This window comes from Rhodococcus sp. GA1 (genome assembly GCF_024321955.1).
GTDB classification, from domain to species: domain Bacteria; phylum Actinomycetota; class Actinomycetes; order Mycobacteriales; family Mycobacteriaceae; genus Rhodococcus; species Rhodococcus pyridinivorans.
The window spans coordinates 3,233,364-3,255,342 of the sequence record NZ_CP097186.1 but is presented as its reverse complement, the minus strand read 5'-3'; the positions used below and the strand labels follow the sequence as shown (position 1 = coordinate 3,255,342).

The following is a 21,979-nucleotide window of genomic DNA, read 5'->3' as shown; positions in this document are numbered from 1 at the left end:
CGATGACCACGACAACCGAGCATCCGTCGTTCATCGAGCGGTTCTTCACGAACGCGATGCTGCACACCGCCAATCGGTGGATCGCGATAGTCGCCGCAACCCTGATCGGCTTCCACTCCACCTGGCTGCAGCTGCTCGACGAGATCCGCACCGGCACCACGGGTGGTTACGTCCTCATCGTGCCGCCTCTCGTCGCGATCGTTGCGATCGGCATCACGCGGCAGCGGAAGAACGAACTGCCGATCCACGACCGGCAGACCGACATCATCACGTCGGTGCTCCTGCTGCTGATCGCGCTCGCGATCAAGGGGCTGCTGATGCCGCGCTACGCGACGAACTATCAGGTGATGCACCTCGACGTGCTCGCCGCGTGGGTGTTCGTGTGCGGGGCGTGCGTCGCGATGTTCGGCCTGCGCGTGACCGCGGCGTACTGGCAGGCGTGGGCGATGCTCTTCCTGAGCTCACCCGTGCTCTACCGGATCGTGCTCGTCGAGGCCGGGGGCACGAAGCTCGCGGCGGGACAGGTCACGCTCGTGCTCGCCGCCACGGCTGTCGGACTCGCGACGCGGCGCACCCGGGCCCGCGGATTCTTCTACGGCTCCGCAACATTCGTGACCGGTCTGGTGGTGCTCGTCCTGGTCGATCAGCGGTGGCCGGACGCACCCATCGCCGTGTCGCAGTACGTGCCGGCGGTGGTCGCGACGGTGGTCGTCGGGGCCGGTGCCTATCTGTGGACCTACCGCGGGCTCGCGCCACGCACGCTGCCACCGAATCCGGTGTCGGTTCCCCAGGCCGTGCGCGGAGCGATGTGCGTCGCGGTGGCCACCCTGCTCGCCGCACTCCTGCCGCTTCCCGACCAGCGCCTGACGCCGGTCTCGGTCGGGCCCCCTTACTCGGGCACCGCCACCCAGATCGTCCCATCCGGATGGGTGCAGTTGTCGTCCGTCGACTACGACTGGCCCCGCGCATACTTCCGTCAGGGATCGGTGCTGCGGCGGCAGATGCTCCGGGCGGAGGAACCGAACCCGGAATGGGATCGGCTGCTGCGTCCCCGCACCGTCGCCGTGCAGACCCTGCAGGTGCGTCGTGTCGGTTCGTTCGCGGTGTACCCCACCGAATCGATGTACGCACTGGGCAAATCACGGGTGAGCCCGAAGGAATATGTCGATCTGGGTCGCGGCGTCACCGCCGAGTACTTCACCGTCGTCGACGACAACCTGCTCCTGACGTGGAGCCTGCTCAGCTTCGTGTGGACCCGCAGCGACACCGTCGCCCAGCGGGTGAGCCTGCTGACGGTGGACAACCACGAACTCGATGCGCCGTTCCCGCAGCCCGAGCCGAACACTGTCGCCAACGCACGCACTCTGATGCGAGTGTTGCTGCGCGGCAACGGCACCGTCGAGGACACCGATCCCGAGTACAAGGACCGTTCCATGCTCATCGAGGTGGGTCGCGAACTCGTGGAGGCGCAATGGCAGGGCGAGTGAACGTCGGCTCGGGACACGATGTTCCGCCCGAAGACACCGTCGAGTTCGACGCCTACCGGACCGCGGCCCTGCACGAAGCGGTGCACGGACTGCGCGAACGCAGCCCCGTCTCGTCGGCGTCGGTCGCCTTCGTGCCGTGGCAGAAATACCTCGGATTCGCACTCGCGGGGGCCTTCGTGCTCGCGCTCGTCGTGGCGACGAAACCGACCCTGATCGTCTTCACCGTGCTGTGCACCTTCGGGTACATCGCGACCCTCGCCGACCGGCTGCTGCTGTTCACCCGCGGCATGGCACGCGACGCGCAGTTCATCGTCGACGACGAGGAAGCTCTCGCCCTCACCGACGACCAGTTGCCGCCGTACACGGTGCTCGTCCCCGCTTACAACGAACCCGAGGTGGTGGGCGACCTGCTCGCCGCGATGGCCGCGCTCGATTATCCGGCCGACAAGCTCCAGGTGTTGTTGCTGCTCGAGGAGGACGACACCGTCACGATCGAGGCCGCGGAGAAGGCCGGGCTCGGCGAGAGCGTCGAGATCCTGCTCGTCCCGGCCGCCGACCCACGGACGAAACCGAAGGCGTGCAATTACGGACTGCACTTCACGACGGGCGAGATCGTGACGATCTTCGACGCCGAGGACCTCCCCGAGCCCCTGCAGTTGCGCCGGGTGGTCGTCGTCTTCGACCGTCTCGGCGACGACGTGGCATGTGTACAGGCGAAGCTGGCTTTCCACAACGGAACCCAGAATCTGCTGACCGGCTGGTTCACCGCCGACTACGCGCTGTGGTTCAACTTCATCCTGCCCGGACTGATGAAGTCGCACTCGCCGATCCCGCTCGGCGGGACGTCGAACCATATCCGCCGATCGGTGTTCGACGAGATCGGTGCGTGGGATCCGTACAACGTCACCGAGGACGCCGATCTCGGTGTCCGGATCGCCGAATCCGGCTACTCCACTGCGGTTCTCGACTCGACCACGCTGGAGGAGGCGAACAGCGATCCGATCAACTGGGTGCGGCAGCGATCCCGGTGGTACAAGGGCTATCTGCAGACCTGGCTGGTCCACATGCGCCGGCCCGTCCGGTTGTGGCGGGTGATCGGCACCGCGGGGATGCTGCGTTTCACGACCCTGCTCGCGGGCACGCCGATCATCGCGTGCCTGAACATGGTGTTCTGGATGACAACGCTCGCGTGGCTGCTCGGCCAGGCGGAACTGATCGAGGAGATCTTCCCCTGGTACGCCTACTTCCCCGCGCTGATCTCGCTCGTGTTCGGCAACGTCGCCGTGATGTACATGAACTTCGTGGCGTGCCGCGAGACGGGCCACTCGAACCTGTGGTGGCCGTGCCTGACCGTGCCGTTCTACTGGGTCCTCATGTCGATCGCGGCGATCAAAGGCACCTATCAGCTCATCCGTAATCCTTCCTACTGGGAGAAGACCTTCCACGGGTTGTCGTCGTGAGGACCCGCAGCACGTGGGTGTTCTGGACCGCCTGCCTGATCTATCTGGTGGTAGGACTGTGGCTCGCGCTGGACGTGCAGTACTACCAGGGTGATTCGCTCAGCCGTGTCAGCGCTGCGCGGTCGGTGCTGCTCAGCCGCGACCCGCACCTCGCCGCCATCGGTTTCGTGTTCACACCCCTCACCGCGCTCGTCCAGGTGCCCCTCACAGGACTGTCGGCGTGGTTCCCGGGACTGTCGGCCTACGCGGTGACGGCCGTGCTCATGTCGGCGCCGTTCATGGCCGGCGCGGCGGTGCAGATCCACCGCATCGCGTGCGATCGCGGCTGCACGCCGTGGTTCGTGTGGACGGTGACGGCGGTGTTCGCCCTGAACCCGATGATCGTCTACTACGGCGCGAACGGGATGAGCGAGGCGCCGTTCCTGTTCGCCTTGTGCTGGGCCGCGCGTCGCCTGATCCGCTGGTGCAGCACCGACGACATCCACGACCTGGCGCTGGCCGGAATCGCCCTGGCACTGGCGTATCTCGCGCGGTACGACGCGCTGGCCGTCGGCGGGGCGGTGACGGTCTTCGTCGCACTGCTCGTCCGGTACCGATCGCGACGGTACGCTCCCGGCTCGGGATGGCAGCCGGCGATCATGGACGCGATCCTCGTCGCCGCTCCCCTCGCTCTGGCCTTCGTCGCGTTCGTCGTGACGAGCTGGCTCGTCACCGGTGAATGGCTCGCGCAGTTCACCTCGGCCTACGGCAACGCCGCCATCCTCGAGCAGAGCGGTGGCGGGTCGTCGGGCGGGCTCGGTGCGATCGCCTTCTCGCTCGCCGAGACCGTCGTGCTCGGGCCGGCGCTTCCGCTGCTGATCCCGGTCGTGGCGGTGCTCGCATGGCGACGACGCGATCTCGAACCGCTCGTGCCGTTCGTCGTCTTCGGCGCGGTCCTGGGCTTCGCGGCCCTGTCCTATGCACGCGGAATGACCTTCCCGTTCCTGCGCTTCTACATCTGCGCGATCCCGCTGCTCGCGGTGTGGGTCGTACAACTGGCTCCGCGACGTGGACTGCTCACGGCACGACGCCCCGGGCCGCATGCCGTTCCGAGGACGGAGGACCCCAGCGGCGCAGCACCCTTGGGTGCGGTGCTCCTGGTGTGCAGCCTGCCCGTCACGTTCGTCGCGATGGGCTCGCCCACCCTGTCGCAGGAACAGCACGCGCTGCGCACGGTCCTGTTCCCGGACGACAACGATCCGTCCGAGGTGCGTGAGAAGCAGCGACAGGTGATCGCGGCATTCTCCACGGAACGGCGCATCGCCGAATACCTCGACGCGATGGACCTACCGCCGGGCTCGGTGCTGATGGACACGGTCTACGGGTTCGCGATCTTCTCGGCCACCGAACGCCCCGAGACGTTCGTCATCCCTTCGGACTCCGACTTCACGGCCGTGCTCAACCGCCCTTCCGCCTCCGGGGTCGAGTACATCCTGACCGTCCCCAACGAGGGCCGCGGAACATCGGACGCCGTCAACCGCCGCTACCCCACCATCTACGAGACCGGCAGCGACATCGCGGTACTCGAACTCGAAATCCCCAACGACGGTGCCGACCAACCCGATTGGCGACTCTTCCGGGTACTCGACCGGACGTCACCCTGAGCCGTGGTGACGCCGTAGGACGTAGTGGACCGGGTCGTCCGGGCCGATGTCGTAGGTGCACTCGTCCGGTCGCGGGTCGGGGACGAACGACCACATCAGTGCGCCATCGGCCCCGAGATCGCGGTACCGCGTAAGCGTGCGGTCGACGATATCGGCACGTTCGCTCACCGCGCGGCACGAACCGGCCCGGACACCGAGTTCGGCGACGAGCATCGGCTTCGACAATCCGTCGAGCCGCCGTTCGAGGAACTGTGCGTCGTCATAGTCGTGGTACTGCACCACGTCGAGCTGCTCGGCGTCGGTGACGGTCGCGAAATCGTCGCCGGCGGAACCGCACTGGTCGCCTCCGATGGTGCCGACGGTGACGAGCCGGTCCGGGTCGTGCTCGCGGACTATGCCGGCTGCTTCGTCGATCCAGTTGCGGAGCAGCCGAGCACCGCCGGGCAAGCACTCGCGTCGTTCGAGGGCGCACTCGTCGTCGGTGCAGGTCGCGGTCTCGGGTTCGCCGATCAGCTCCCACATCGCGACCGCCGGTGACGAACCCCACCGTTCGACGGCGGTCGCGACCCAGTCGTCGTAGGCGAGCACATGACCCGGCAGCGGGTCGTGCCAAGCGGCGTCGTACCAGTCCGCCTGCTTGTATCCACCCGCGTCGCAATCACTGTCCTGCGGGGCGAGCACCGGGATCAGGTACACCCTGTGCCGCTCGGCGGCGTCGAAGACGGCATCGAGCGCCGTGAAGTCGAGCGTGCCGCCGATCCGGTGGACAGCGTGGGACTGGAAGGCGTCGAAACGCACGATCGAACGCGGCGCCAGCGTGCCGAAGAAGTCGTCGAGGTCCACCTCGGCACCGCATCCGTGGTTGACCTCCCAGCGGGTACCGAGCTGGTATGCGTTGAGTCCGGCGGGCCACCACGTCCGGCCGTCGAGGACGAGCCGGTCACCGTCGGCACGCACTACCGGAAGATCCTCGCGAGGCGAGGGACGCGACGAGGTGTCCTGCGCGCAGGCCGCGAGCAGGAGCAGCAGTGTGGTGGCGACCGCAGCGACGCGCACATGCAGAGATTAACCCGGGCGAGAGGGTGCCCGACCCGCACGGACGAGATTCACCCCGGGGTTCGTCTGCGACGTGCGCAGGACGAACTAGCTGGGACGCGCGTCGGGATGCTTGTGCACGAAGTTCAGGTACGCCTTCGACGGCGTAGGCCCGCGCTGGCCCTGGTACTTGGACCCGACCTTCGCGCTGCCGTACGGGTGCTCGGCGGGGCTCGTCAGCCGGAACAGGCACAGCTGACCGATCTTCATGCCCGGCCACAGCGTGATCGGCAGGTTAGCGACATTGGACAGCTCGAGGGTGATGTGCCCGTCGAAACCCGGGTCGATGAACCCGGCCGTCGAGTGCGTGAGCAGACCGAGCCGGCCCAGCGACGACTTGCCTTCGAGGCGACCGGCGAGGTCGGCCGGCAGGGTGCACCGCTCCATCGTCGACCCGAGCACGAACTCGCCGGGGTGCAGCACGAACGGCTCACCCTCGGGAACCTGCACCAGCGACGTCAGTTCGTCCTGCTGCTTCGCCGGGTCGATGTGCGTGTAACGCGTGTTGTTGAAGACGCGGAACAGGCTGTCGAGTTTGACGTCGACACTCGAGGGCTGCACCAGCTCCGGATCGAACGGGTCGATGCCCAGATGCCCGGAGGCGATCTGGGCGCGGATGTCGCGATCGGAGAGCAGCACGCGTAGAGGTTAACAATCGCGCGGCCGCGGGGTTCTACGTGGCCGAGTCGCGTCGCAATTGGGCCGACATCGTGATCAGCAGTTCGGTGCACTCCTCGACGACGTCGTCGTGGCTCAGCGGCACGGTGCCGTCGAGCCAGGCCGTCAGCGCCTGGGCGAGTCCGCCGACGACGTAGTGCGCCGCCAGGTCGAGCCGGGGGCTCGGGGTGATGGCGTAGATGTTCTCGGCCTGGGCGGTGACCAGCCCGGCGAACATGCGGGTCGAGTCGAGGCGCCGCTTCGCGAGCTGCGTGTTGGCCTGGCTGACGGAGAACAGCATGCGGCCGAGCCGCGGGTCCTCGTCGATCTCGCGGACGATGTTCTCGACGCAGGCCCGCACGATCGCGCGGTCGTCGTCGGCCGGTGCCGAGGCCACGGCGGCGAGCGTGCTCTCGGCGATGCGCTGGACGACGTGGTCGTAGACGGCACCGGTGAGCTCGTCGCGGTCGGCGAAGCTCTCGTAGAAGTAGCGCGAGGCCAGACTTGCGCGCTTGCAGACACCGCGCACCGACAGGGTGGCTTCGCCGTCGGCAGCTCCGAGGAGATCGAGACCGGCCTCGATCAGCTGCGCTCGCCGATCGGCCTGTCGTTCCTCGCCTGCGCGTCCACCGTAGAGCCGTCCAGTTGCCATGCCTCTATCTTCGCAGCGTCCGCTTCCGTGCCGCGCAACCTCCGGTCTTTACCGTCGGCGCGCATCTGGGTGACAGTCGTGGTCACCTCTGACGATGCGGGACATTCGATGACGACGCCCGTCGACAAGGCACACGCGCAGGTGCGCTCCACCGAGTCGAGCCCGGCCGAATACAACGCGATGGACCCGGAAAGCAGTACTGGGAGGACAACCTCCACAAGGTGAAGATCGACGACACGATTTTCGAGCAGATGCTGCTGCCGTGGACGCCGCGCGACCAGCGTCGCTTCGACCGCGTCTGCGGGCTCTCGGTGTGGTCCAGGGGTCCCGCGATCGACCCGGAGAGTCTGCTACAGTTTGCTCCGAAAGCTCGGGCCGGAGTCGATGAGAATCGGCAAAAGCCCAGCGTGCCGATGTAGTTCAATGGTAGAACATCAGCTTCCCAAGCTGAATACGCGGGTTCGATTCCCGTCATCGGCTCTCACACGAAGCCCCGACCATACGGTCGGGGCTTCGTCGTATGCGGGGCCTTCGTCGTATCGGGGCCGACGTTGTTGTCGATTTTCCCGCGTTCTTCGACAACAACACCTACCTCGACAGCCCTACCGGCAGCCTTCGAGGTACGCGCGGCTCCCCGAAGTTCACTGGAGGTACGACGCGTAATCGGCGTAGGGCACCTGACCCGTGGGGCTCGCCTCGATGGCCTCGGCAACCTCGGGCGGGATGGGAGCCCAGTAGGCCGGCATCGCGGCCGCGAGGGAAGGGCTCACGGCGTAGATGAGAGCGAAGTTCACGATCCACAGCGGTGGCGCCATCGACATGCCGACGGTCGAGACGACGTCGCCCTTCGTATTGGTGACCAGCTGTGCGGCGCCGGATATCTGTTGCGCCGCGAAACCGAAGGTCGCTTCGATCGGGTACGCCGACCGGTACAGCGCCACCAGCGTGTCCGTCGCGTCGTTGTTCCGCAGCCAGGTGTCGACGTACCCGCCGGGCGCGATGAGCGTGTTCACCTGCCTCGTCGGCGCCGACGCGTTGGCCGGGCTCTGCAGCATCCCGTCGGGCGTCACGTAGAGGCCGTAACTGCCCAGCACCGTCGGGGTGGAGACACCGTTCACGTCGGAGTACAGGGGGTGGCCGGTCGTATTGATGAGGATGTCGATGGAACCCTGGATGATCTCGGCGGCCTCCTTGCTGCCGCCCACTCCCCCGCCGGTGGTGAAATCACGGGCCTGCTGCTCGGACAACGCATCTTCCGGCTTCAGCCCGATCTGCCGGGCGATGTCCTCGGCCCATTCCCGACCGAGCGGAGCGTGCAACCGGGACGGGTCGGTGACCTGCGTCGGCGCCAGATGCTCGTAGGCCGGTGCTCCGGAGAAGGGAAGCGAGAATCCCGTGGACTCGTCCGCCGACGCCGCGGGATTCACCCACAGGGCGACCAGTCCCATGAGCGCCACCGCCGTGGCGGCTCTGCGATACAGGCGTCCTTCGCGTCTGCGCCGCCGTTCGGACTTCCGTGTGCTGCGCATAGGTCGACCTCCTGGGACACCGTCGCGATGGGGACACACATAGGCATTTCAGTGAAGCGCCGGGGTAAAGAGCGCGTCAATGCCTGTGCTGGGTGAATTGGGGGAGGATATGGGCGATTTCCGCAGAATCTTCGACAACAACCTCCCCGAGGAAGCAACGTGGCCGCCACCCGGAAGGGGTGACGGCCACAGGGCTGCAGTGACGCCTAGACGGTCGCGGCGACCGCTTCCTCGGCCTGGGCCGGGGCGCTCGTGCGGATGAGGTGGTCGAACGCGCCGAGCGCGGCCGTCGCACCCGCACCTGCGGAGACGATGATCTGCTTGTACGGGACGGTCGTGCAGTCGCCGGCGGCGAACACGCCGGGCACCGAGGTGCGGCCGTGGTCGTCGACGACGATCTCGCCGCGCGGGCTGAGTTCGACCGTGCCGGTGAGCCATTCGGTGTTCGGCAGCAGACCGATCTGGACGAACACGCCGTCGAGCTCGAGGGTGCGCGACTCGTCGGTGGTGCGGTCGGTGTAGGTCAGGCCGGTGACCTTCGAACCGTCGCCGAGGACCTCGGTGGTGAGGGCGCTGACGATGATGTCGACGTTGGGCAGGCTGCGGAGCTTGCGCTGCAGCACCTCGTCGGCGCGCAGGACCGAGTCGAACTCGATGAGGGTCACGTGGGCGACGACGCCGGCGAGGTCGATCGCGGCCTCCACACCGGAGTTACCGCCACCGATGACCGCGACGCGCTTGCCCTTGAACAGCGGGCCGTCGCAGTGCGGGCAGTAGGTGACGCCCTTGTTGCGGTACTCCTGCTCGCCCGGAACGTTCATCGCGCGCCAGCGGGCACCGGTCGCGAGAACGACGCTGCGCGAAAGCAACCGGGCGCCGCTCTCGAGCTCGACCTCGACGAGGCCGCCCTCGGTGGGGGCCGGGGTGAGCTTCGAGGCCTTCTGGACGTTCATGATGTCGACGTCGTACTGGCGGACGTGGTTCTCGAGCTCGGCAGCGAACTTCGGGCCCTCCGTGTAGGGGACGGAGGAGAAGTTCTCGATGGCCATGGTGTCGAGCACCTGGCCACCGAAGCGCTCGGCGAGAACGCCGGTGCGGATTCCCTTGCGGGAGGCGTAGATCGCGGCAGTCGCGCCGGCGGGGCCGCCACCGACGACGAGGACGTCGAAGGGATCCTTCTCGCTGATCGCGGCGGCGGTGCGCTCGGCGGAACCGCTGTCGAGCTTGCCGACGATCTGCTCGAGGTTCATGCGTCCGGAGCCGAACAGCTCACCGTTGAGGAAGACGGTCGGCACTGCCATCACCTGGCGTGCGTCGACTTCGTCCTGGAAGAGCGAGCCTTCGATCGCGGTGTGCTTGATGCGCGAGTTGGTCACACACATCACGTTCAGGGCCTGCACCACGTCGGGGCAGTTCTGGCACGACAGTGAGAAGTAGGTCTCGAAGTGGAAGTCGCCCTCGAGGTCGCGCACCTGCTCGAGCAGATCCACGGCCTCCTTCGAGGGGTGGCCGCCGACCTGCAGCAGGGCGAGCACGAGGGAGGTGAACTCGTGGCCGAGCGGGATGCCCGCGAACTCGACCGCGATGTCGGTGCCGACCCGGCGGATCAGGAAGGAGGGGCGACGGGTGGCTTCACCGTCGCGCACATGGGTGACCAGATCGGACATGCCGGCGATCTGATCGAGGAGATCGGCGAGTTCCTTCGACTTCGGCCGGTCGTCGAGGGACGACACGAGCTCGATCGGCTGGGTGACCTTTTCGAGAAGGGACTTCAACTGGGCGGCGAGGGAGGCGTCGAGCATGAGGATTCACTCCAGAGGTGGAAGAACTGTGACCGGAAGAGATGGGAGTCGGCGAACTTCTCAGCTCGAGCCGAGCGGACCCGGACGGTGCCCGGTGGCACGGGACGTTCGATCCCGTGCCACCGGAACGAATTTCCGTCGACGAATCAGATCTTGCCGACGAGCTCCAGCGACGGAGCGAGGGTGTCGTCGCCCTCTTCCCACTTGGCCGGGCAGACCTCGCCCGGGTGGCTGCGGACGTACTGGGCGGCCTTGACCTTGCGAACGAGCTCGGCGGCGTTGCGGCCGATGCCTTCAGCGGTGACCTCGGTGAACTGGACGACGCCGTCCGGGTCGACCAGGAAGGTGCCGCGATCGGCAAGGCCCTGGTCCTCACGGAGGACCTCGAAGTCGGTGCTGATCTGCAGGGTCGGGTCACCGATCATGGCGTACTTGATCTTGCCGATGGTCTCGGACGAGCCGTGCCATGCCTTGTGCGTGAAGTGCGTGTCGGTCGAGACGGAGAAGACCTCGACGCCGAGCTTCTGCAGCTCCTCGTAGTGGTCCGCGAGGTCGCCGAGCTCCGTCGGGCAGACGAACGTGAAGTCTGCGGGGTAGAAGAAGAAGATCGCCCACTTGCCCTTGATGTCCTCGTCGGACACGGTCACGAAGGCGCCGTCCTTGAAAGCCTCGGCCTTGAAGGGCTTGATCTTCTTGTTGATCAGCGACATGTAGAAACCTCACTCGTCTCGATGGGGTTGACGGCTTCGACGTTATCCGCGAACTATTAATTGTGCCAATCGATAGTTTCTAGAAATTCGATAAGCAAGGGCTATAACACGGCATTCGGCCAGGTCGTTGCTTTTCCTTCCTCACGAATGTGACAGAACACACAGCCTTTGCGACAGAGCACTCCGGCCCGTCCGGAAGGGAAAGATGGAACCGGTGCACTCACGACCGAGCTACCGCCGCACCGGATCCGGTGAACCCCTACCCCTCCTGCACGGGATCGGCGCCACGATGGACGAATTCTCCACCCTCGTCCCGCACCTCGCCGAGCACTTCACGTGCTGAACGCCGAACTACCCGGCTACGGTTCGTCGCCGAAGCAGAACGGTCGACCCACCGTCGGCGCCCTACTGTCGGTAGGACTCGACCTCGTCGACCGGCCGCGCCTGGGCGTCGTCCGGGTCGTCGCCGAACTCGGCCTTCGCGCGACGCTGCCGCAGCAGGTCCCAGCACTGGTCGAGCCTCTTCTCGACAGCGGCCAGCCGCTGCAGGTCCTCGTCGCTCGGACCGTCCGCGCCGGTTCGTGAGCGCAGTGTCTTCTCTTCGTCCACCAGCTTCTCGATGTGCTGGAAGAGTTCGTTCTCGTCCATGGGAAACTCCCTCGATGTGGTGTTCCGTCGGCATAGCCTCATCCGGCAGGAGTGAAACCGCCGCCGGTTTCGCACCGGGCCGGCCGGGTATCTCCTCGACATGAGCATCGAAGACGGTCCCGGCGACACCCTCAGCCCCAGCGAAGGCCTCGACGCCGACGAAGTGCGGAACGACGACGGCGACGAGGTCGTCGACCCGCCCGAGGACTGGAGCGGCGCCGACAAGTTCGGAACGACCCAGCGTGAAGAGCAAGAAGGCGAGTCGCTGGACCAGCGCCTCGCCGAGGAGGAACCCGACGTCGAACCCGCCGAGCCGCTGGACAAGCCTGTCGCGGCGACACCGGAGGACGAGCTCACCGAGGACGTCGACGAGGTGATCGACGACGCCACCACCGGCGCCCCCGAGGACTCGAAACTCGCCGACGAGGTCGACGGGGTGATCGTGCAGGATTCGCGTGTCGACCGCGGCCAGATCAGCGGCGCCCCCGAGGACGGGGAGTCGATCTTCCCGATCGTCGAGTAGGAGTTCGGCGAACAGACGAAGGGGAGGTTGTGTGCGTGTCCGGTAGACGGACACGCACACAACCTCCCCTCACCCCGTGCTAGAGCTTCGCGCTAGAGCACCTTCGAGCCGTACATCTCGCCGAGCGGGTCGGCGATGAGTTCGAGGCGGGCTCCGTCGGGGTCGCGGAAGTACAACGAGACGTCGCTGTGTTCGACGAGCTCGACACCTGCGTCGATCAGCTTGTCGCGCAAGCGCTCCCAGGCGGGAAGGGCGACGCTGATCGCGATGTGGTGCAGACCGCCGAAGACCTCCTGATAGGGGCCGACGTCGAGACCGGGGAAGTCGAAGAAAGCCAGCAGATTGCCGTTGCCGATGTCGAAGAAGAAGTGCGAGGAGCCGGGATAGTCGCGGTTCTCGATCAGCTCCGTCAGCGGGAACTCGAGGAGATCCTGGTAGAAGCGCACGGTCCGTTCGACGTCGCTGCTGATCAGCGCAGTGTGGTGCAGCCCCCGCGCCGACGACTGCGGGCGCGCGTCGGCAGACTTCAGGTGTGCGTCGCGGATGAGTGCACGCCGACGCTCGAATTCTTCGTAGCGCTGCTGCTCGTCGGCGATCATCGATCCACCTTCTTTCCGATGTGGTTGCTTTCTCAACCAGGATGATCCCAACTAGTTGCGTTGTCAACTAGTTGGGTCGAGGCGGTAGCTCTTCGTGACCCGGGGAGTCACGGACCGGGTACGACGATCTCGTCGCCGTCACGTCTTCTTCACGAACATCCGATTCGCCCGTTCCCCGGATATCGAGTGCGGACGATGAATATGTCGGGGACTCACCGCGGTTCCGAGGAGATCCCATGAACCATCGTAGGACCCTGCGTGCGACGGTCTCGTTGCTCGCACCGCTCGCACTGCTCGCCGGTTTCGCACCCGCCGCGAGCGCAGCGGCGGATACGGACACCCGAGGATTGTGGACGGTCAGCACCCGCGGAGACACCGTGCTGGTGAAGCTGATGTACACGTCCCCACCGGACGAGGACCACCCCTTCATCTGCGTCGCGGCGCTCGGCACCGGCGAGTCCGGAATCGCGGAGATCTTCGGAGCGAACTACCAGACCCTCGAGTTCACCGGGATCGCCGCAGGACTCAACATCGCGACCGCCAGTTGCGAAGACAACGACGGGGAGCTGCGGCCGGTGGGCGCGATCGAGTTCGAGTTGCCCGGCCCACCGACCCTCCACTACGTCGCGACCGAGTCGTTCTGGTTCGACGACGCAGACGACTGAGCGTCACATCTTCGCGTCGCGGGCCATGACGAAGCTGTAGAGGCCGTAGACCGCGATGCCGAGGCCCATGAGAACGAGCAGCACCGTACCGAAAGGCTGCGAGCCCAACGTCTTCAGAGCACCGTCGAGGCCCGCTGCCTTCTGCGGGTCGGCCTGGAAGACCGCGACGATCACCAGAACACCGACGAGACCGAGCGCGAGACCCTTCGCGACGTAACCGACAAGCCCGAGACGTTTCACGAACGTGCTCGGGTGGCTCTTCAGATCGTCGACGAAGTTCTTCGACGCGCCCTTGTAGACGTGGTAGGCGCCCACACCGAGGATGACGAGTCCCGCGACGACGAGGACGAACTTGCCGGCACCGGACTGCAGCAGCTTCGCCGTCAGACCCGCGTTCTGTTCACCACTGGACTTGCCGCTGCCGCGGGCGAACCCGAACGCGGTGTACGCGAAGGCGAGATAGACGACACCGACGCAGGCGGCCTTGAACCGGTCGAACGCTTTGTCCTTCATGTCGGCGTCGGGTTGTTCCGGTTCGGACGCCTTGCCGAAGGTAGCCTCGGCGAACCGCCACAGGCCCATCATCACGAAGACGACGACGGCGATCCACAACGCGATCTTCCCGCCGGGCTGCTCGCCCAGTTCCGCCATCGCACCGGACTGCGACGCCTCCTGCTCGCCGCGACCGAACGCGACCCTGATCGCGAGGTAGCCGATGAGCAGGTGCACGATGCCACTGCCGACGTAGCCGGCACGTGCGAACTTCTCGAATACACCGTTCTGCGCCATGCGCTCGGCGGATGACGCCGCGCCACGTGACGCGGGGGCCTGACGGTTCACTCTCGTCTCCTCATCGGTCGGGACTGTCCCCTTCACGCTGTATTCCCGGCACCGCGGACCGCAAACGCGAACCGGCTCCGGTGGGTAGATTGGCGTCAGGTTCGAAACGCCGTCGATCGGAGGCGCATCGTGCGGATCGTCGAGGATGCTGTCGCCCTGGCCCGCCGGTGGGTGGAGGAATCGTCGAAGGTCGCACCCGACCGTGCGGCCCGCCACCTCGCCGACGTTCTGAAGGATCCCCACGGACTCGAGTTCACCGTGCGCTTCGTCGACGAGGTCATCCGCCCCGAGGATCCGGCGACCGCAGCGCATGCCCTTGCCGAATTGTCGCGGAACATACCGGATTTCCTTCCCGTCCACCTCCGCGCGGCCGTGCGGGCGGGCGGCGCGATCGGTCCCCGCTTCCCGCACCTCGTCGTCCCCGCCGCGCGTCGCGCGCTCCGGACGATGGTCGGGCACCTCGTCGTCGACACCGACGATGCCGCGCTGGGCCGGGCCATCGCACGACTGCAACGCCCCGGCATCCGGCTCAACCTCAACCTGCTGGGCGAAGCCGTCCTCGGCGAGGCCGAGGCGCGTCGCCGTTTCGAGGGCACCCATGCGTTGCTGGCACGTGACGACGTCGACTACGTCTCGCTCAAGGTCTCGGCGGCCGTCGCGCCGCACTCGCCATGGGCGTTCGACGAGACCGTCGCGGACATCGTCGAGCGGCTCACCCCGCTGTACCGTCTCGCCGCGACCTCGCCGACGCCGAAGTTCGTCAATCTCGACATGGAGGAGTACCACGACCTGGACGTGACGGTCGCGGCGTTCACGACGCTGCTCGACCGTCCCGAGTTCCTCCATCTCGAGGCCGGAATCGTGCTGCAGGCGTATCTGCCCGACGCCCTGACCGCCATGATCGAACTGCAGCGGTGGGCGGCGGCGCGACGCGCAGGCGGCGGCGCCGCGATCAAGATCCGGGTGGTCAAGGGCGCCAACCTGCCGATGGAACGGGTCGACGCGTCGCTGCACGGATGGCCGCTCGCGACGTGGAGCACCAAGCAGGAGACCGATACGAACTACAAGCGGCTGCTGCACTACGCGTTCACGCCCGAGCGGATCGAGAACGTGCGGATCGGGGTGGCCGGGCACAATCTCTTCGACATCGCCTACGCGTGGGAGCTCGCCGGTCGCCGGCAGGTGCGCAACGGGATCGACTTCGAGATGCTCCTCGGCATGGCGCAGAGCCAGGCCGAGGTGATCCGTCGACACGTCGGCAGCCTGTTGCTCTACACACCCGTCGTCCGCCCCGACGAGTTCGACGTCGCGATCTCGTATCTGGTGCGTCGGCTCGACGAGGGTTCGGGGCAGGAGAATTTCATGTCGGCGGTGTTCGATCTGGCCGACGATCCCGCCCTGTTCGGACGCGAGGAGCAGCGGTTCCGTGCGTCGGTGGCGGCGCTCGACGACAGCGTCCCCTCCCCCAACCGCACGCAGCACCGGCAGGGTCCTCCCACCCCTGCGCCGCCGGTGTTCACGAACACGCCGGACACCGATCCGTCCCTGCCGCAGAACCGGGAGTGGGGGCGCCGCATCCTCGAGCGGGTGCCGTCGTCGAAACTCGGTATCGACACCGTGCGCGCCCACACCCTCTCCTCCGAGGACGACCTCGAGCGCGTGCTGGTCGACGCGAACGCGGCCGGTCGTGTCTGGGGTGCCCGCAGCGGTGCCGAACGCGCACGGATTCTCGAACAGGTGGCCGATGTGCTCGAGGCGCGGCGCGCCGATCTGCTCGAGGTGATGGCGGCCGAGGGCGGTAAGACGCTCGACCAGTCCGATCCGGAGGTCTCGGAAGCGATCGACTTCGCGCGGTACTACGCCGAGCGGGCCCGCGCGCTCGACGAGATCGACGGTGCGCGGTTCGTGCCGTCGACCCTCACCGTCGTGACGCCGCCGTGGAACTTCCCGGTCGCGATCCCGGCGGGGTCGACGCTCGGGGCGTTGGCGTCCGGTTCGGCGGTGGTCCTCAAGCCCGCGACGCTCACGGCTCGGTGCGGGTCGGTGCTCGCCGAGGCGATGTGGGATGCCGGCGTGCCCCGCGACGTCCTGCACCTCGTCCACGCCGACGAACGGTCGCTGGGCACGAAGCTCGTCTCCGACCCGCGCGTCGACCGGGTGGTGCTCACCGGTGCCTACGAGACCGCCGAACTCTTCCGTTCGCTGCGTCCGGGGATGCGACTGCTCGCCGAGACGAGCGGCAAGAACGCGATCGTCGTGACGCCGAGCGCCGATCCGGATCTGGCGGTGCGCGACATCGCGCAGTCGGCGTTCGGGCATGCCGGGCAGAAGTGCTCGGCGTCGTCGCTCGTGATCCTCGTCGGCTCCGTGGCGACCTCCCGCGGGTTCCGCGACCAGCTCGTCGACGCGGTGCGGTCACTGCCGGTCGGGCCTGCGCACGATCCGCGAACACGTATGGGGCCGTTGATCGAACCGGCGCAGGGCAAACTGCTCACCGCGCTCACCGAACTCGACGACGGCGAGTCGTGGCTCGTCGAACCGCGCCGGCTCGACGAGGAGGGCCGGCTGTGGACGCCCGGTGTGCGCACCGGGGTGCGACGCGGGTCGCGCACGCATCTCGTCGAGTTCTTCGGTCCGGTGCTGGGGGTGATGACCGCGGCCGATCTGGACGAGGCGATCGCGATCCAGAACGAGGTGGACTACGGGCTCACGGCGGGTCTGCACTCGCTGGATTCGGACGAGATCGCCCGCTGGCTCGATCGGGTGCAGGCCGGGAATGTGTACGTCAATCGCGGTATCACCGGTGCCATCGTGCGACGGCAACCCTTCGGGGGTTGGAAGAAGTCGTCGGTGGGAGCGGGCTTCAAGGCGGGCGGGCCGAACTATCTCTTCGGCTTCGGTTCCTGGGAACCGTGCGCCTGGGACGAGGACACGCTGCGCCGGGCGTTCGAGGACGACGAGCGAGCATGGACGTCGGAATTCGCTGTGGAACAAGATATCACGGGACTCTCGGCAGAGCGGAACCTGTTCCGGTACCGGCCCGTTCGCACACACGTACGCCTCGGTGAGGCCGGGCGGCCCGACGAACTCGTGCGCGTGCTCGGTGCCGCGGCCCGGGCGGGCGCGCCGGTGGAAATCTCTTCGGCTTTCGCCGTCGATCTCGTAAGATGCTCGAATACAGCACGTTTCGGCGGTCGCGTGCGCGTGGAGAGTGATGTGGAATGGGAGGAACGGATCGTCGACACGATCCCGGCGCGTGTCCGCCTGATCGGCGCAGCGCCGCCCGCCGAATGGAACACCCGATGCGACATCGCGGTGTTCGACCATCCGGTGACCGGATCCGGACGAATCGAAATGCTGCCGTTCCTGGCCGAACAGTCCGTCACGATCACCGCTCATCGATTCGGCACACCGCACCGGCTCACCGACGAGATCATCTGAAAACAAACCCCGAAGCGGTTCTGCCGAAGCCCTGTGAACCCCGACACTGTGAGGTGGAATAGGAAAATGGATATCGCCACGACACCCCCTACCGAACGTCGCAAGCTCGCACTCGCCGCAGTGAAGGAACTCGGACCCCAGCGCACCGAGAAGGCCGTCCTCAAGGTTCGTTGTCCCAAGGGCCACACCGTAGCGGCGGTGTACAACACCACCGAGGGTCAGGTCGTGGTCTCCCGCAGCGGTCCCGGCGGCCGCGGCAACCGCGACCGCGAAGCGACACCGCACAACGGCACATCACTCAATTCGGAGTATGTGGACACCCTGGAGGTGACGCAGTTCGAGGACGACGCCATTCCGTCGGGATGCGCGTGCGGTCCGCGCTCGCTGTCGCGGAAGAAGATGCAGGACGCCGTGGCGACACACGCTCACGTCATCAACCTGACCTGATCCCTCACAGACCGAAACGCAACTGCACCCGGAACACGTCGAGCACCTCGTCGACCCACCCCAGGATCGACAGCGTCGAATCGATGTTCTGCGGTGGCGTACGCACAAGGGTGTCGTGCCGGAGCAGACGCTCGAAATCCACGGCGACAGGACCGTTTCGCACCGTTCCGTTCGGCGACCGGAATTCGACGCCGGCACGCACCATCACGTCGATGATCTCCTGGGCGAGGATCCCGTAGGCGACCGTCGTCGGGTGCACACCGTCGAGGGAGAACAATCCCCCGCTGTCGCGACCGCCGTGACCGTCGGCCGACAGGAAACGCGTGTCCGGTACCGGGTCGAGCGCGGCGAGCGTCGGCGGTAGCGGGTACGGCTGCCACCACGCGGGTCGCGCATCGAGGTCGTCGACGTAGCGGCGCGCGGCCAGGCGGTCGAGGATGCCCGCGGTGTCGAGCAGATACCAGTCCAGTCCGGCACGTCGCGCGTCGGCGACCGCTTCGGTGATCGTCTCGTCGAACAGGTCGATCGCGGCGTCGACCATGCGGGCCTGCGCACCGGTGATGTGTTCGTCGCGGCTCGCATCGAAGCGGCGCGCGTCCACCCACGGCCGGGTGTAGTAGGGGAAGTACGGCGAGCCGTTCTTCGTCCCGATCCCCCGGGCGATCGGGGCGATGGTGACGTGCGGGACGGTGCACAGCACCACGTGCCGCGCGTCGATGTCGCGGAGCTTCGCGACGACCGCCGCGAACTCGCTGTCGAAATGTTCGGGCCGCCAGATCGTGTAGGCCTGTTTCGCGTCGAGGTCGCGGAAGTCGTCGCCGCTCCACACGACCTGCAATTCGGTGACGGTCTGCAGCGCGTTGTTCGAACCGAGGAAGACGACGAGTGTCTCGATGCCCGCCTCGGTGTCGCCGTCGTGCTCGGCACCGAGTTCGGCCGCGACGTCGAACAGTGTCATCTCGCGGCGCCGGTCGTCGGTGTTCGGATAGACGTGCAGCGCCGCCCGCTCCCCGTTGTTCTCGACGAGTTGCCGCACGAGATCGTCGCGGGGTGTTGCGATGCGTTCGGCGCAGACGCGGGCGGTCTTCTGCAGCGCGTCGCGCAGATCCCAGCCGAAACACGACAGGTTGTGGAGATATCCGACGAGCGGTGGTGTCGCGCCGGGTCCGCGTTCCCAGTAGTCCTCGACCTCGTCCATGAAGCCGCGCGCCGTGAACAGCGCCGTCGGCAGCTCCCACGGTTGCAGCGTCGATCCGTGCCGCTCCTCGATCCGGCGCAACAGCACTTCGACGTTCAACGGCAGTCCGCCCGGTCCACCGAAGCGCGGGTATCGGAGATCGGCGCCGAGCTCGTGGGCGACGATCGCCGGGACGGAGACGTCGGTGTTGTAGATCGCGCCGCTCTGGAAGCCCTGCAGCAGGGAGTCGCCGAGCGCCACCAATCGGTGTGGCGGTGTGCCGCGGAAGGACCGGGGAACGTCGATGCCGAGGGTCGGGTCGAACACCGGCACCCGCGGCGGCCGGGCGGCACGGGCCACGACCGTGTCGGGTGTGCCCTCCGGGATCTCGTCGGCCGTCATCACGCCTCCTCGGCCCCCTCATCGAGGGTAGACAGACGGCAGCACCGTCGTGGCCGGATCCGGGATCGTCGACGGTGAACCCGATCCGGGCCGGCGCGTACCTTCGGAGCATGAGCGACGCCGACTTCGCCCACACCGATCGCGCCGAGAAGAACCGGCGGGACAAGGCCGTGACCCTGGCCCGGTATGCATGGAACCGCGGCATCTCGGGAGCCGAACTGCTCGCCATGACCGACGAGACGCGACGCAAGCTGGCGCGGGCCGCGGATGCGCATCCGCCGCGCACGATGGAGACCTGGGAACTCGCCGCGAGATTGATGGACGAGAAGACGGCGTGGGCGCAGAAGCACCCGGATCATCCGGCAGCGGTCCGCACCGACGAGGACGAGAAGATCATGTGGGTCAAACCGCCCGTGCGGTCCTGGTTCGAGTGACCTGGAGGAAATTGCCTTGCAGCAGAAGTTACCGAGTGCAACAATTTCCGATCGCCTCACCTCTGTGCAGGCCACCTTCGCCTGACAGCTCGATATTCCTATTCCGACAGGAACACCGTGATCACCACTTCGGAACCTCTGGTTCTCACCCAGCGACGGATCTGGATCATCTTCTCCGCGCTCATCGCGGGCATGATGCTCGCCAGCCTGGACCAGACGATCGTCTCCACTGCCATGCCCACGATCGTCGGGCAACTCGGCGGCGTCGAACACCAGGCGTGGATCACCACCGCCTACCTGCTCGCGGTGACCATCGTGATGCCGATCTACGGCAAGTTCGGCGACGTCTTCGGGCGCCGGTACCTGTTCCTCATCGCGATCGGCGTGTTCACCCTCGCCTCCGCGGCGTGCTCGATGACCGACGACTTCTGGACCTTCGTGGTCTTCCGCGCGATCCAGGGCTTCGGGGGTGGCGGTCTGATGATCCTGTCGCAGGCGATCATCGCCGACATCGTGCCCGCGAGCGAACGCGGTAAGTACATGGGCCCGCTCGGCGCGATCTTCGGTCTGTCGGCCGTCGGTGGCCCGCTGATCGGCGGCTTCTTCGTCGACCACTTGACGTGGGAGTGGTGCTTCTACATCAACGTGCCGGTCGGCATCATCGCGTTCGTCATCACCTGGTTCGCGCTGCGCCTGCCGGTGAAGAAGCCGACGAAGCGGATCGACATCCTCGGCGTGCTCACGCTCTCCCTCGCCACGACCTGCCTGATCTTCTTCACGGATTTCGGTGGCGACGCCGATCGCGGCTGGACCGCTCCGCTCACGTGGATGTTCGGCGCCGGACTCGTGGTGTTCGTGTGCCTGTTCGTGCTCGTCGAGTCGCGGGCGCAGGATCCGATCATCCCGCTGTCGCTGTTCCGCAACTCGATCTTCGTCAACGCCACGGCCATCGGTTTCGTCCTCGGCCTCGGCATGTTCTCGGCGATCGCGTTCATGCCGACCTTCCTGCAGATGTCGTCGGGCACCTCGGCCGCGGTCTCGGGTCTGTTGCTGCTGCCGATGATGGCCGGTCTGATGATCACCTCGATCGGCTCGGGTCTGGCCATCACCAAGACCCAGCGCTACAAGATCTATCCGATCGTCGGTTCGCTCATCACCGCGGCGGGCATGCTGTGGCTGACCACCCTCGAGGGCGACACCCCGCTGTGGGTGATCTGCTCGATGCTGTTCGTCTTCGGTCTGGGTCTCGGCCTGATCATGCAGGTCGTCATCCTGATCGTGCAGAACGCGGTGCCCGCCGACGAGATCGGCACCGCGACGAGCTCGAACAACTACTTCCGTGAGGTCGGTGCGGCGCTCGGTGTCGCGATCTTCGGCACCATCTTCACCAACCGACTGGCGGAGAAGCTCGTCGAGGTCTTCACCGCGGCCGGTGCGACACCGGAGCAGGCCGGCCAGGCCACCGCGACCGTCGATCCGGCGGCGATGAAGCTGCTGCCCGATCCCGTCCGCGAAGGCATCGTCGACGCCTACGCCGACTCGCTGGCGCCGGTGTTCTGGTACCTCATCCCGTTCCTGCTCATCGCATTCGTCCTGGCGTGCTTCATCAAGGAGATCCCGCTCTCCGACGAAGCACTCATGGTCGCGCGTGGCGAGGCGATCGCCGACCCGTCGAAGGCGGCGAAGGACGACGCCGTCGTGGTCGTCGAGGGGACCGAGTCCGGTGCGGACACTGCGGACAGCGGTTCGAAGCGGTCGTGATCGAATA

The 21,979-nt window shown here is 66.7% G+C and carries 22 protein-coding genes and 1 tRNA gene; 13 read left to right on the top strand and 10 right to left on the bottom strand.

Going from position 1 to position 21,979, the window contains the following annotated elements:
* Positions 1-2 precede the first annotated feature (2 nt).
* Genes M3330_RS15455 through M3330_RS15445 form a run of 3 tightly spaced genes read left to right on the top strand, consistent with a single transcriptional unit; the run spans position 3 to position 4,590 of the window.
* Positions 3-1,487: an archaeosortase/exosortase family protein gene (locus M3330_RS15455; RefSeq protein WP_255025338.1), complete on the top strand. Its 1,485-nt coding sequence runs from the start codon at positions 3-5 to the stop codon at positions 1,485-1,487.
* Positions 1,472-2,947: a glycosyltransferase gene (locus M3330_RS15450; RefSeq protein WP_033096294.1), complete on the top strand. Its 1,476-nt coding sequence runs from the start codon at positions 1,472-1,474 to the stop codon at positions 2,945-2,947. Before M3330_RS15455 ends, M3330_RS15450 begins: the two co-directional genes overlap by 16 nt.
* Positions 2,944-4,590 (top strand): glycosyltransferase family 39 protein, encoded by a 1,647-nt coding sequence (locus M3330_RS15445; RefSeq protein ID WP_217579471.1) that lies wholly within the window; start codon positions 2,944-2,946, stop codon positions 4,588-4,590. The genes M3330_RS15450 and M3330_RS15445 overlap by 4 nt, the downstream gene beginning before the upstream one ends.
* On the opposite strand, the gene M3330_RS15440 is transcribed toward M3330_RS15445, so the two are convergent.
* The 3 genes from M3330_RS15440 to M3330_RS15430 form a co-directional block, all read right to left on the bottom strand.
* Positions 4,582-5,646 carry a beta-mannosidase gene (locus M3330_RS15440; protein WP_255025334.1) on the bottom strand — a complete coding sequence of 355 codons (1,065 nt, stop codon included), beginning with the start codon at positions 5,644-5,646 and terminating at the stop codon, positions 4,582-4,584. The genes M3330_RS15445 and M3330_RS15440 overlap by 9 nt on opposite strands.
* 87 nt (positions 5,647-5,733) lie before the next feature.
* Positions 5,734-6,324, bottom strand: coding sequence for a dCTP deaminase (gene dcd / locus M3330_RS15435; protein WP_016696219.1), 591 nt, complete (start codon positions 6,322-6,324; stop codon positions 5,734-5,736).
* Between the two features lie 34 nt (positions 6,325-6,358).
* A complete protein-coding gene (locus M3330_RS15430) occupies positions 6,359-6,994 on the bottom strand; it encodes a TetR/AcrR family transcriptional regulator (protein WP_006552639.1) in 636 nt (211 codons plus the stop codon).
* 108 nt (positions 6,995-7,102) lie between these two features.
* Here M3330_RS15430 and M3330_RS24500 point away from each other — a divergent pair, with 108 nt between their 5' ends.
* The 3 genes from M3330_RS24500 to M3330_RS15420 all read left to right on the top strand — a co-directional run bounded on the left by M3330_RS24500 (position 7,103) and on the right by M3330_RS15420 (position 7,474).
* Positions 7,103-7,219 (top strand): hypothetical protein, encoded by a 117-nt coding sequence (locus tag M3330_RS24500; protein WP_369683123.1) that lies wholly within the window; start codon positions 7,103-7,105, stop codon positions 7,217-7,219.
* Positions 7,216-7,413, top strand: a complete 198-nt coding sequence (locus M3330_RS15425; RefSeq protein WP_024102017.1) for a hypothetical protein — start codon at positions 7,216-7,218, stop codon at positions 7,411-7,413. Before M3330_RS24500 ends, M3330_RS15425 begins: the two co-directional genes overlap by 4 nt.
* A tRNA-Gly gene (locus M3330_RS15420) sits at positions 7,404-7,474 on the top strand. Before M3330_RS15425 ends, M3330_RS15420 begins: the two co-directional genes overlap by 10 nt.
* A gap of 161 nt (positions 7,475-7,635) precedes the next feature.
* On the opposite strand, the gene M3330_RS15415 is transcribed toward M3330_RS15420, so the two are convergent.
* The 3 genes from M3330_RS15415 to ahpC all read right to left on the bottom strand — a co-directional run bounded on the left by M3330_RS15415 (position 7,636) and on the right by ahpC (position 11,035).
* Entirely contained in the window at positions 7,636-8,442 is an 807-nt protein-coding gene (locus M3330_RS15415) for a hypothetical protein (RefSeq protein ID WP_228045173.1), read from the bottom strand.
* Between the two features lie 287 nt (positions 8,443-8,729).
* Positions 8,730-10,325, bottom strand: a complete 1,596-nt coding sequence (gene ahpF / locus M3330_RS15410; protein ID WP_255025328.1) for an alkyl hydroperoxide reductase subunit F — start codon at positions 10,323-10,325, stop codon at positions 8,730-8,732.
* A gap of 146 nt (positions 10,326-10,471) precedes the next feature.
* Entirely contained in the window at positions 10,472-11,035 is a 564-nt protein-coding gene (ahpC, locus tag M3330_RS15405; RefSeq protein WP_006552642.1) for an alkyl hydroperoxide reductase subunit C, read from the bottom strand.
* A gap of 205 nt (positions 11,036-11,240) precedes the next feature.
* On the opposite strand from ahpC, the gene M3330_RS15400 reads away from it, so the two are divergent.
* Positions 11,241-11,378, top strand: a complete 138-nt coding sequence (locus M3330_RS15400; protein ID WP_255025326.1) for an alpha/beta fold hydrolase — start codon at positions 11,241-11,243, stop codon at positions 11,376-11,378.
* 62 nt (positions 11,379-11,440) lie between these two features.
* Here the strand turns inward: M3330_RS15400 and M3330_RS15395 are convergent, their stop codons facing one another.
* Positions 11,441-11,683 (bottom strand): DUF2630 family protein, encoded by a 243-nt coding sequence (locus M3330_RS15395; protein ID WP_006552644.1) that lies wholly within the window; start codon positions 11,681-11,683, stop codon positions 11,441-11,443.
* Positions 11,684-11,783: 100 nt separating this feature from the next.
* On the opposite strand from M3330_RS15395, the gene M3330_RS15390 reads away from it, so the two are divergent.
* The gene (locus M3330_RS15390) at positions 11,784-12,206 is read left to right on the top strand and encodes a hypothetical protein (protein ID WP_064851718.1); all 423 of its coding nucleotides are present in this window, start codon (positions 11,784-11,786) and stop codon (positions 12,204-12,206) included.
* Positions 12,207-12,298: 92 nt separating this feature from the next.
* On the opposite strand, the gene M3330_RS15385 is transcribed toward M3330_RS15390, so the two are convergent.
* A complete protein-coding gene (locus M3330_RS15385; protein WP_255025322.1) occupies positions 12,299-12,805 on the bottom strand; it encodes a VOC family protein in 507 nt (168 codons plus the stop codon).
* Between the two features lie 236 nt (positions 12,806-13,041).
* Here M3330_RS15385 and M3330_RS15380 point away from each other — a divergent pair, with 236 nt between their 5' ends.
* A complete protein-coding gene (locus M3330_RS15380) occupies positions 13,042-13,470 on the top strand; it encodes a hypothetical protein (protein WP_006552647.1) in 429 nt (142 codons plus the stop codon).
* A gap of 3 nt (positions 13,471-13,473) precedes the next feature.
* Here the strand turns inward: M3330_RS15380 and M3330_RS15375 are convergent, their stop codons facing one another.
* Complete coding sequence (locus M3330_RS15375; protein ID WP_006552648.1) at positions 13,474-14,259, bottom strand: DUF1206 domain-containing protein; 786 nt, start codon at positions 14,257-14,259, stop codon at positions 13,474-13,476.
* 180 nt (positions 14,260-14,439) lie between these two features.
* Here M3330_RS15375 and M3330_RS15370 point away from each other — a divergent pair, with 180 nt between their 5' ends.
* Together M3330_RS15370 and M3330_RS15365 are read left to right on the top strand one after the other, a co-directional pair.
* Complete coding sequence (locus M3330_RS15370) at positions 14,440-17,751, top strand: bifunctional proline dehydrogenase/L-glutamate gamma-semialdehyde dehydrogenase (RefSeq protein WP_255025319.1); 3,312 nt, start codon at positions 14,440-14,442, stop codon at positions 17,749-17,751.
* A 66-nt stretch (positions 17,752-17,817) separates the two neighbouring features.
* The gene (locus tag M3330_RS15365; protein WP_016696235.1) at positions 17,818-18,198 is read left to right on the top strand and encodes a hypothetical protein; all 381 of its coding nucleotides are present in this window, start codon (positions 17,818-17,820) and stop codon (positions 18,196-18,198) included.
* A 4-nt stretch (positions 18,199-18,202) separates the two neighbouring features.
* Here the strand turns inward: M3330_RS15365 and M3330_RS15360 are convergent, their stop codons facing one another.
* Positions 18,203-19,777 (bottom strand): hypothetical protein, encoded by a 1,575-nt coding sequence (locus M3330_RS15360; protein WP_255025316.1) that lies wholly within the window; start codon positions 19,775-19,777, stop codon positions 18,203-18,205.
* A 110-nt stretch (positions 19,778-19,887) separates the two neighbouring features.
* Between M3330_RS15360 and M3330_RS15355 the strand changes: the two genes are divergently transcribed.
* Both M3330_RS15355 and M3330_RS15350 read left to right on the top strand, forming a co-directional pair.
* Positions 19,888-20,211 carry a hypothetical protein gene (locus M3330_RS15355; RefSeq protein WP_024102029.1) on the top strand — a complete coding sequence of 108 codons (324 nt, stop codon included), beginning with the start codon at positions 19,888-19,890 and terminating at the stop codon, positions 20,209-20,211.
* Between the two features lie 117 nt (positions 20,212-20,328).
* Entirely contained in the window at positions 20,329-21,972 is a 1,644-nt protein-coding gene (locus tag M3330_RS15350) for an MDR family MFS transporter (protein WP_255025313.1), read from the top strand.
* The last annotated feature ends 7 nt before the right edge of the window (positions 21,973-21,979 follow it).